The 8182-nt window shown below is 66.5% G+C and carries 6 protein-coding genes; 3 read left to right on the top strand and 3 right to left on the bottom strand.

What is annotated here, in order from left to right:
* Window positions 1–7: 7 nt before the first annotated feature.
* Window positions 8–1003, bottom strand: coding sequence for a Bug family tripartite tricarboxylate transporter substrate binding protein (locus tag P3W85_RS39370; RefSeq protein ID WP_276268785.1), 996 nt, complete (start codon window positions 1001–1003; stop codon window positions 8–10).
* A gap of 43 nt (window positions 1004–1046) precedes the next feature.
* Window positions 1047–2204, bottom strand: a complete 1158-nt coding sequence (locus P3W85_RS39375) for a 4-oxalomesaconate tautomerase (RefSeq protein WP_346430330.1) — start codon at window positions 2202–2204, stop codon at window positions 1047–1049.
* Between P3W85_RS39375 and P3W85_RS39380 the strand changes: the two genes are divergently transcribed.
* Window positions 2194–3099 carry a LysR family transcriptional regulator gene (locus tag P3W85_RS39380; protein ID WP_276268786.1) on the top strand — a complete coding sequence of 302 codons (906 nt, stop codon included), beginning with the start codon at window positions 2194–2196 and terminating at the stop codon, window positions 3097–3099. The two genes, P3W85_RS39375 and P3W85_RS39380, sit on opposite strands and share 11 nt — an antisense overlap.
* Before the next feature lie 86 nt (window positions 3100–3185).
* Here P3W85_RS39380 and P3W85_RS39385 read toward each other — a convergent pair whose 3' ends face one another.
* Window positions 3186–4784: a PLP-dependent aminotransferase family protein gene (locus P3W85_RS39385; RefSeq protein WP_276268788.1), complete on the bottom strand. Its 1599-nt coding sequence runs from the start codon at window positions 4782–4784 to the stop codon at window positions 3186–3188.
* A 178-nt stretch (window positions 4785–4962) separates the two neighbouring features.
* On the opposite strand from P3W85_RS39385, the gene P3W85_RS39390 reads away from it, so the two are divergent.
* A complete protein-coding gene (locus P3W85_RS39390; protein ID WP_276268789.1) occupies window positions 4963–6318 on the top strand; it encodes an ArgE/DapE family deacylase in 1356 nt (451 codons plus the stop codon).
* A 136-nt stretch (window positions 6319–6454) separates the two neighbouring features.
* Window positions 6455–8071, top strand: coding sequence for an ABC transporter substrate-binding protein (locus P3W85_RS39395; RefSeq protein ID WP_276268790.1), 1617 nt, complete (start codon window positions 6455–6457; stop codon window positions 8069–8071).
* Window positions 8072–8182: the final 111 nt, after the last annotated feature.

The following is an 8182-nucleotide window of genomic DNA, read 5'->3' on the forward strand; positions in this document are numbered from 1 at the left end:
ATATCACTCAGTCCGGCCGAATTCCCGCGGCCTGCACCACGCCTTGCCATTTGCGCAGCTCGGCGCGCACCAGCTCGCCCAGCTGCGCGGGCGTGCCGGCGCGCACGTAGGCGCCCTGTTCCGCAATCTTGAGCGATACGGCCGGGTCCGCCAAGGCGTCGTTGAGCGCCCGGTTCAGTGTCCTGACGACGTGCGCGGGCGTCGCGGCAGGCGCGAACATGGCGTACCACTGATCGACAGAAACGCCGTCCACGCCAGCCTCCTTGAGGGTCGGGACGTTGGCGAGCAAGGGTGTGCGCGTCTCGCCGGCCACCGCCAGCGCGCGTATCCTGCCGTTCACGATTTGCGGATAGGCGGTAAACAGGCTGGGAAACATCACCTGGGTATTGCCGGCGATCACGTCCAGCAAGGCCGGCGCGGAGCCCTTGTACGGGACATGGAGCAGCTCTGCGCCGGTGACGAGGCGGAACAGTTCCGCAGTCACGTGCGGCGCCGTCCCGTTGCCCGCCGACGCATAGCTCAACTGCGCCTCCTTGTTTCTGGCCAGGGAGACGAGTTGCATGACGTCAGCTGCCTTGACGGCGGTATTGACGACGAGCAAGGTCGGCGAGCTTGCCACCATGCCGACGGGTACGAAGTCCTTGACCGGGTCGTAGCGCAGTCTTTGCAGTGCGGGACCGATGCCGTGCGTGGCTATATAGCCGAACAGCAGGGTATGGCCGTCCGGTTTCGCGCGGGCGACGTACTCGGAGGCGATCGCGCCATTGGCGCCGGCGCGGTTCTCGACGATCACCGGCGTGCGCAGGCCAACGCTCATATGCTGCGCCAGCACACGGGCCATGGCGTCATTGGCGCCGCCAGCCGCGGTGGGTACCACGATGGTGATGGACTTGCCGGGAAAGCTCGATGCCGGGGCCGGTACAGTGGCAGCCGCAACGGGCAGCGTGATGCCGGCGAGTATCAGCAAGCCCAGCGCGAGGCCGGTGCGGGTTGCACGAATCATGTCTTGTCTCCTCTCTTATCGGAATGGCGTGGTTGCCGCCAGTCTAGAAACAGGCGTCCGTCGGTACCGACAGGTACCCCTTCATGATGCGGCGCGCGGTCCGCAGCAGGCTCGCGCCGCGCACCCGTACGTCCGAGCCGATGCGCTCGGCACGGACCTCGATCTCGATGCGCCCGGCCGGGTGCAGGATCGCCGCGCATCCGCCGCCCGGGCCGCCCCCGGCATCGGCATAGCGTGCGACGAGCGTACCGGGGGTGAACATGGCGGCGGCCAGACCGATCGCGCCGGTGACCGCGTGCGCCTGGTGGCAACGCGTCGGCGTGAAGTAGCGGGAGACCACGGCGCCGCGTTCGCGGGCCGCGCTGATCAGGGCGGGTTTTGGCACCACGCTGTCGCCTACGTCGCCCATCCCCATGCGTTGCCCCGCCTTGCGCCGCAGCGCTTCCAGCCTCGCCAGCAGGGGCAGGTCGGCGTCGAGCAGGGCTGGCGCCTCGTCGCCGCGCAGGCCGAGCGACTCGGCGGCCACGATCATCAGCGGCATGGCCGCATCGATGCATGTCACCGGCACGCCATCGATCATTTCCAGCCGGCTGCCGCTCGGGAACAGAGCGCCGGTCATGCCGCCCCAGGTATCCGCGAACTCCAGCAGGATGGGCGCACCGGTGCCGGCGACACCGTCGATGCGCGCGTGGCCTTCGTAGGTGACGACGCCTCCGGGTGTATGGATCAGTGCCTGCACCACGGTGGCGGTATTGAGATTGAAGATGTGTACCCGGGTCCGGTCTCCGGCGGCCTCGACCAGCCCTTCCTCCACCGCAAAGGGCGCCACCGCTGCGAGCATATTGCCGCAATTGGGGCGGGTGTCCACCACGGCGCGGTCGGTCGCCACCTGGGCGAAGAGGTAGTCCACGTCGCAGCCGGCGCGCGCCGAGCGGGAGACGATGGCCACCTTGCTGGTCAACGGGTGGCCACCGCCGAGTCCATCTACCTGAAGCGCATGCGGCGAACCCATTGCCGCCAGCAGTAAGCGATCCCGCCTGGCCGGGTCCGCGGGCAGCCAGTCCGCGCGGAAGACCGGACCGCGCGAAGTGCCGCCGCGCATCAGTACGCAGGGAATGTCATTGTGCATGGCGACCATGATGGCGGGCGTGGCATACTTTGTGAATTGCAATGCTGTGAAGGACAGTTGCGTGGCACGCATCAATTTCGATCTGCAGGAACTGCAGGCCTTTGTTGCCGTGGCGGAGCGCGCTTCCTTTCGCGCGGCGGCGGAGGACCTGCATTTGTCGGCGCCCGCCTTAAGCCGGCGCATCGAGAAGCTCGAGCTGCTGCTCGGCGTGCGGCTGTTCGAGCGCAGCACGCGGCATGTCTCGCTGACCAATGTGGGAAGGCTCTTTCTCGATCACGCGCGCACCGCGCTGGAGGAACTCGAAAGCGCGATGCTCGGCATCTCCGATCTCGCCGTGCAGCGCAGCGGACTGGTTACCGTGGCGTGCGTGCCGTCCGCCGCCTACTATTTCCTGCCTTCGGTGCTGACGGCGTTCTCCGCGCGCCATCCGCGCATCCGCGTGCGTATCCTCGACGAGAGCGCCAACACCGTGCTGAACGCCGTGATCGGCGGGCGCGCGGACTTTGGCATCAGCTTCATCGGTACGCAGGAACCCGAGGTGGAGTTCGAGAGCATATTCAGCGAGCGCTTCGTGCTGGCCGTGCGGCGCGATCACCGGCTGGCGGCGCGGCGCAGGATACGGTGGGAGGAACTGGCCGACGAGCGTTTCATGACTGTCGACAAGTCAAGCGGCAACCGCGTGCTGATCGATGCGGCGCTGGCGCAACTGGCGCGCCGGCCGTCGGGCTTCTTCGAGGTGGCGCACGTCTCGTCGCTGCTGGGCCTGGTGGAGGCCGGCCTGGGCGTAGCGGCGGTGCCGCGGCTGGCGCTGCCGGTCGAGGGCCACCCGACGCTGCGCGGCATTGCGTTGGTGGCGCCGGAAGTCTCCCGCACGCTTGGCTTGATCGCGCGGCGCGGCAAGCCCGTCTCGGGCGCCGCGCGGGTGCTCTACGACTTGCTGAGGCAGGCCGCGCGGCGCGCGCGCTGAGATATCCGGGAGCGGCGGCCCCGTACGGAACGGTAGCCGCGCTGCCGCTCCCGCCTGCAAGACGCCCAATGCCGCCACATCCCCGCTCAGGCGCCGCTCCACGCCTCCCGGTTGATCGCCGCGGCCGGTGCGCGGCGCGGCGCCTGCGTGCGCGCCAGGTGCTCCAGCGCGGGTTCGATCACCTCCGCCAGCTTGAGGAAGGCCGGCGCGATCTCTGCGTCCGGCACGCAGGCATAGCCCAGCAGCAGGCCCTGGCCGGCGGCCTGGGCGGGATTGGCGAAATAGCGCGACAGTGGCCGCGTCGACAGGCCCTGGGTGCGCGCGGCCATGCTGATGCCGAGATCGTCGGCCCCCGGCGGCAGGTGGATCACCATATGCAGGCCAGCCTCATGCGTGGAAGTGGGCCAGTCCGCGCCAAAGCGCGCCGCGATGGCTTCGCGCAGCAGGCCCTGGCGTTGCGCGTAGCGCTGCCGCATGCGGCGGATATGGGTGGCGTAGTGTCCTTGCTCGATGAAGTCCGCCAATACCGCCTGCTGTACCAGCTGCCCCTCGCGGAACAGCTCCGACAGCCCGGTGGCGAAATGCGGCGCGAGCGGTTTGGGCAGCACCATGAAGCCCATGCGCAGGCCGGGAAACAGCGTCTTGGAGAATGTGCCCATGTAGATCACGCGGTCGTGTTCGTCCAGCCCCTGCAGCGAGGCCAGCGGCCGGCCCTCGAAGCGGAATTCGCTGTCGTAGTCGTCCTCCACGATCCAGGCGCCGCGCTGGCGCGCGTACTCCAGCAGCATGCGCCGGCGCGACAGGCTCATCATCATGCCCAGCGGGTACTGGTGCGAGGGCGTGGCGAAGATAAAGCGCGGCGGATTCTGCAGCGTGGCCGCATCCGGTGCGATGCCTTCGCTATCGACCGGCACCGGGATGGTCTCGATGCCGGCGCTGTGCAACAGGCTGCGTGTGCCCCAGTAGCCCGGGTCTTCCATCCAGGCCTTGTCGCCGGGGTCGCCCAGCAGGCGGGCGATCAGGTCGATGGCCTGATGGATGCCGGTGGTCAGGATGATCTGTTCGGGCTCGCAGCGTACCGAGCGCACCAGCCGCAGGTGTTCGGCCAGCACCCGGCGCAGCGGCAGATAGCCACCGTTGTGCGCATACGTCAGTAGCTCGGGCCGCGGCGCGCGCCAGTGCTTGTTCAGCAGCCGTGCCCAGACCGCGTGCGGAAACAGCGAGACATCGGGCACGCCCGAAACGAAGGCACCCCATTGGCGATCCGATGCACCAGAATGCGACACCAGATGCTGGCCGCGCCGCGACAGCGTGAAACGGGTCGGGTTTTGCTGCGGCGCGGGCACAGCGATGGTGCCGCTTTTCGCCCTGATGTTGTGCAATGCACTATGGTCGGGAAAACTCTGCGACACGAAGGTGCCACTTCCGCTCGATGCTGTGACATACCCTTCCGCGAGCAACTGCTCATAAGCGTAAAGCACGGTATTGCGGGAAACCCCTAGCTCTTTCGACAGCATCCGCGAAGCGGGCAGCTTGCTGCCCGCAACCAGTGATCCAGCAAGGATCTCCTGGCGAATGATCTCGTAGAGCTGGCGGTTCATATGCGCGCCGTTTTTATCCATCGCGCCTTCGGCGGGCCGCTCCAGACGCTGCAGCAGCAGCTCCGACAGAATCGTCTCTTTCAAAGTGGCCCCGCGCAAAAGGAAAAATATGGACCTATGTATGGTACCAACGATCGGCTAACTTTCCACACATCCTGTGTCGGCCGTCGTTTTCCTCGACGACGTTTTGCCGATCCGGTCGATTCGATTCCCCTCCGGACACGTTCCTCATGCGTGCGCCGGACAGCCAGTGGAGCCACTTATGCAACGTCCTGCAGGCAGTCCCGATTTGTCCGCCACCGCCGTCGCTTCTCATCCCGTGCTGTCCACCGGCGACATCGCCGCGGCGGTGCGTGCGCTCGAGCCGTACATGGTGCGCACGCTGTCCGGGTTCGTGGCGGCAGCGAGCCCTTCGGGACAGGAGCAGCCGGCGGTGACGTTCATGGAAGGCGCGTTGCGCGAGCTTGGCCTCGAGCCCGAGCGCATCTACCTGCGCAGCGAGACGCTGAAGGACCTGCCGCTGTATTCGCCGCCGTGTTGCCCGGACGGCGGGCGCTACAACCTGCTGGCCACGCACCGGCCGGCGGGCAAGGGCGGCCGCTCGGTGCTGTTCAACGGTCACCTGGATGTGGTGCCCACCGGCCCCGAGTCGATGTGGCGCCAGTCGCCGTACGCGCCCTTCGTCGAGGACGGCTGGCTGTTCGGCCGCGGCGCGGGCGACATGAAGGCCGGCATCGTCTGCACGCTGGCCGCCTACAAGGCGCTGAAGGCGCTCGGCGTGCAGCCCGCGGGCGCGGTCGGCTTCAACTCCGTGCTGGAGGAAGAGAACACCGGCAATGGCGCGCTCGCCACCGTGGCTGCGCTGCGCAGCGCGGTGGGCGCCGGCAAGCTGGCTGCCTTCGATACCGTGGTGATTCCCGAGCCGCTGGGCGAGAGCCTGATGAGCGCGCAGATGGGTGTGTTCTGGATGTTCGTGGAGCTGACCGGCCGGCCCGCGCACGCCGCCTATATGACCAGCGGCGTGAACCCGGTCGAGGCCGGCATCGAAGTGATGGCCGACCTGCGCAAGCTGGAGGCGGAATGGAACCTGCCCGAGAACCGTCCCGCCGTGTATCGCGAGCACGCCCACCCGATCAATTTCAACCTCGGCCAGATCCAGGGCGGCGAATGGAATTCGTCGGTGCCCTGCACCTGCACGCTGGGCGTGCGCATCGGCTTCTTCCCCACCATGAGCGTGACCGATGCCAAGGCGCGCGTGGAAACCACCGTGCGCGCCACGCTGGCACGCCTGGCCAGCAATCTGCAGCTCGATATCCGCTATGAGGGCTTCCACGCGCCGGGCTGCGAGTTCGATCTCGACGTGCCCAGCATGCAGGCGCTGGGCGAAGCACATCGCAAGGTCAATGGAGAGGAAGTGCGGCGCGAAGCCACCACCGCCACCACCGATGCGCGGCATTTCCGCCTGATGCTGGAAACGCCGGTGACCTGTTACGGGCCGCAGGCACGCAACATCCATGGCATCGACGAGTCGGTCTCCATCGAGAGCATGGTGCGCGTTGCCACCACGCTCGCTCAGTTCATGCACGACTGGTGCGGTGTCGAACCGGCCACCAGCTGAGCAAAGCGCCGCCATGGCGGCGCGCGACATCTCATGCGGCTTGACGGGGCCGCATGAGGCGCCATGGACTCAAGCCATCGAAGCTCGTCGTCATCCGCATCAGCGGCTCACGATCACTACCATAGGAAACCGACCGATGAAACATCTCACCCAACACCTGAAAAAGAGCTTTGGCAAAAGCCTGGTGTCGATGGCGCTGGCCACTGCCGGCCTGGCGCTCGCCCCGGTGCTGTTGCCCGCCGGCAGCGCCGTCGCGCAAACCGCCGGCGGCACGCTGTCCGCCATCGTCCAGCCCGAGCCGCCGGTCCTGATCAGCGCGATGAACTCGCAGGCGCCCACGCAGTACGTGGCCGGCAAGATCTACCAGGGCCTGCTGACCTACGGCCCGGACCTGAAGCCGCGTCCCGAGCTGGCCAGGTCGTGGAAGATCTCGCCCGATGGCCTGACCTATACCTTCGAGCTGCAGAGCGGCGTGAAGTGGCACGACGGCAAGCCCTTCACCTCGGCCGACGTGGTGTTCTCCATCGACAAGATGCTGCGCGAGGTGCATGTGCGCACGCGCGCGGTGCTCAACAAATACATGGAGTCGATCCGCGCGGTCAACGACAGCACGGTCGAGATCAAGCTGAAGGAAGCGTTCCCGCCCTTTATCTCGATGTTCGAGACCGGCACCATGCCGATGATGCCCAAGCACATCTACGACGGCACCGACTACCGCAACAACCCGGCCAACCAGAAGCCCGTCGGCACCGGCCCCTTCATGTTCAAGGAATGGAAGAAGGGTGCCTACATCAAGCTGGCGAAGAACCCCAACTACTGGAAGAAGGGCAAGCCCTACCTGGACGAGCTGGTCTTCTACGTGATCCCGGATTCGGCCTCGCGTGCGGTGGCGTTCGAGAAGGGCGACGTGCAGGTGCTGCGCGGCGGCGACGTCGACAACGTGGACGTCAAGCGCCTGCGCGCGCTGCCCAACGTGGAATACACCACCAAGGGCTGGGAGCTGTTCTCGCCCATGTCGAACCTGCTGATGAACATGCGCAAGCCGCCGTTCAACAACGTGAAGGTACGCCAGGCGGTGATGCACGCGCTCAACCGCCAGATGATCGTCAACAACATCTTCTTCGGCATGGGCAAACCGGCGGTCAGCCCGTTTGCGTCCGCCACGCTGTTCTTCGACAAGAACACACCGGCTTATGACTTCAACCTGAAGAAGGCGCGCGAGCTGATCAAGGAGTCCGGCGTCAATGTGGGCCAGTACCCGGTCAAGATCCTGTCCTCTTCCTATGGCGCCAACTGGGACCGCCTGGACGAGTACATGAAGCAGATGCTGGAACAGCTCGGCTTCAAGGCCAGCATCGAGTCGGCCGATGCCGGCACCTGGTCCAGCCGCGTCAGCAACTGGGACTTCGACCTGACCGCCACCTACACCTATCAGTACGGCGACCCGGCGCTGGGCGTGGAGCGGCTCTACGTGACCAAGAACATCGTCAAGGGGACGCCGTTCGCCAATGTGCAGGGCTATAGCAATCCGCAGGCGGACGAGCTGTGGGCCAAGGCCAGCATCACCATGGACCCGGTCGAGCGCCAGAAGCTCTACACCGGGGTGCAGAAGATCCTGATGACGGATGTGGCCGCGGGCAACCTGTTCGAGCTGGAGTTCCCGACGCTGTACCGCAAGAACGTCAAGAACCTCGTGACCACCGCGATCGGCCTGAACGAGTCGTTCGACAACGTTTCCATCGAGAAGAACTGAGTACGCCGAGGATGCCGAGTACGCAAGTACGAAGCCGCCAGTAGTTCGCGTGCCGGGCAAGCCGCCCGGCACGCGCAAGATGGTGCCGGCCAAGCCAGCCGCCGCCGCGGA

This window comes from Cupriavidus basilensis (genome assembly GCF_029335485.1).
GTDB lineage: Bacteria > Pseudomonadota > Gammaproteobacteria > Burkholderiales > Burkholderiaceae > Cupriavidus > Cupriavidus basilensis_E.

What these genes read in the sequence shown, in the direction of transcription:
- P3W85_RS39395 (WP_276268790.1), top strand. Translation starts at nt 6,455, where the DNA reads ATGAAACATCTCACCCAACACCTGAAAAAGAGCTTTGGCAAAAGCCTG.
- P3W85_RS39375 (WP_346430330.1), bottom strand. Translation starts at nt 2,204, where the DNA reads ATGCGTGCCACGCAACTGTCCTTCACAGCATTGCAATTCACAAAGTAT.
- P3W85_RS39390 (WP_276268789.1), top strand. Translation starts at nt 4,963, where the DNA reads ATGCAACGTCCTGCAGGCAGTCCCGATTTGTCCGCCACCGCCGTCGCT.
- P3W85_RS39370 (WP_276268785.1), bottom strand. Translation starts at nt 1,003, where the DNA reads ATGATTCGTGCAACCCGCACCGGCCTCGCGCTGGGCTTGCTGATACTC.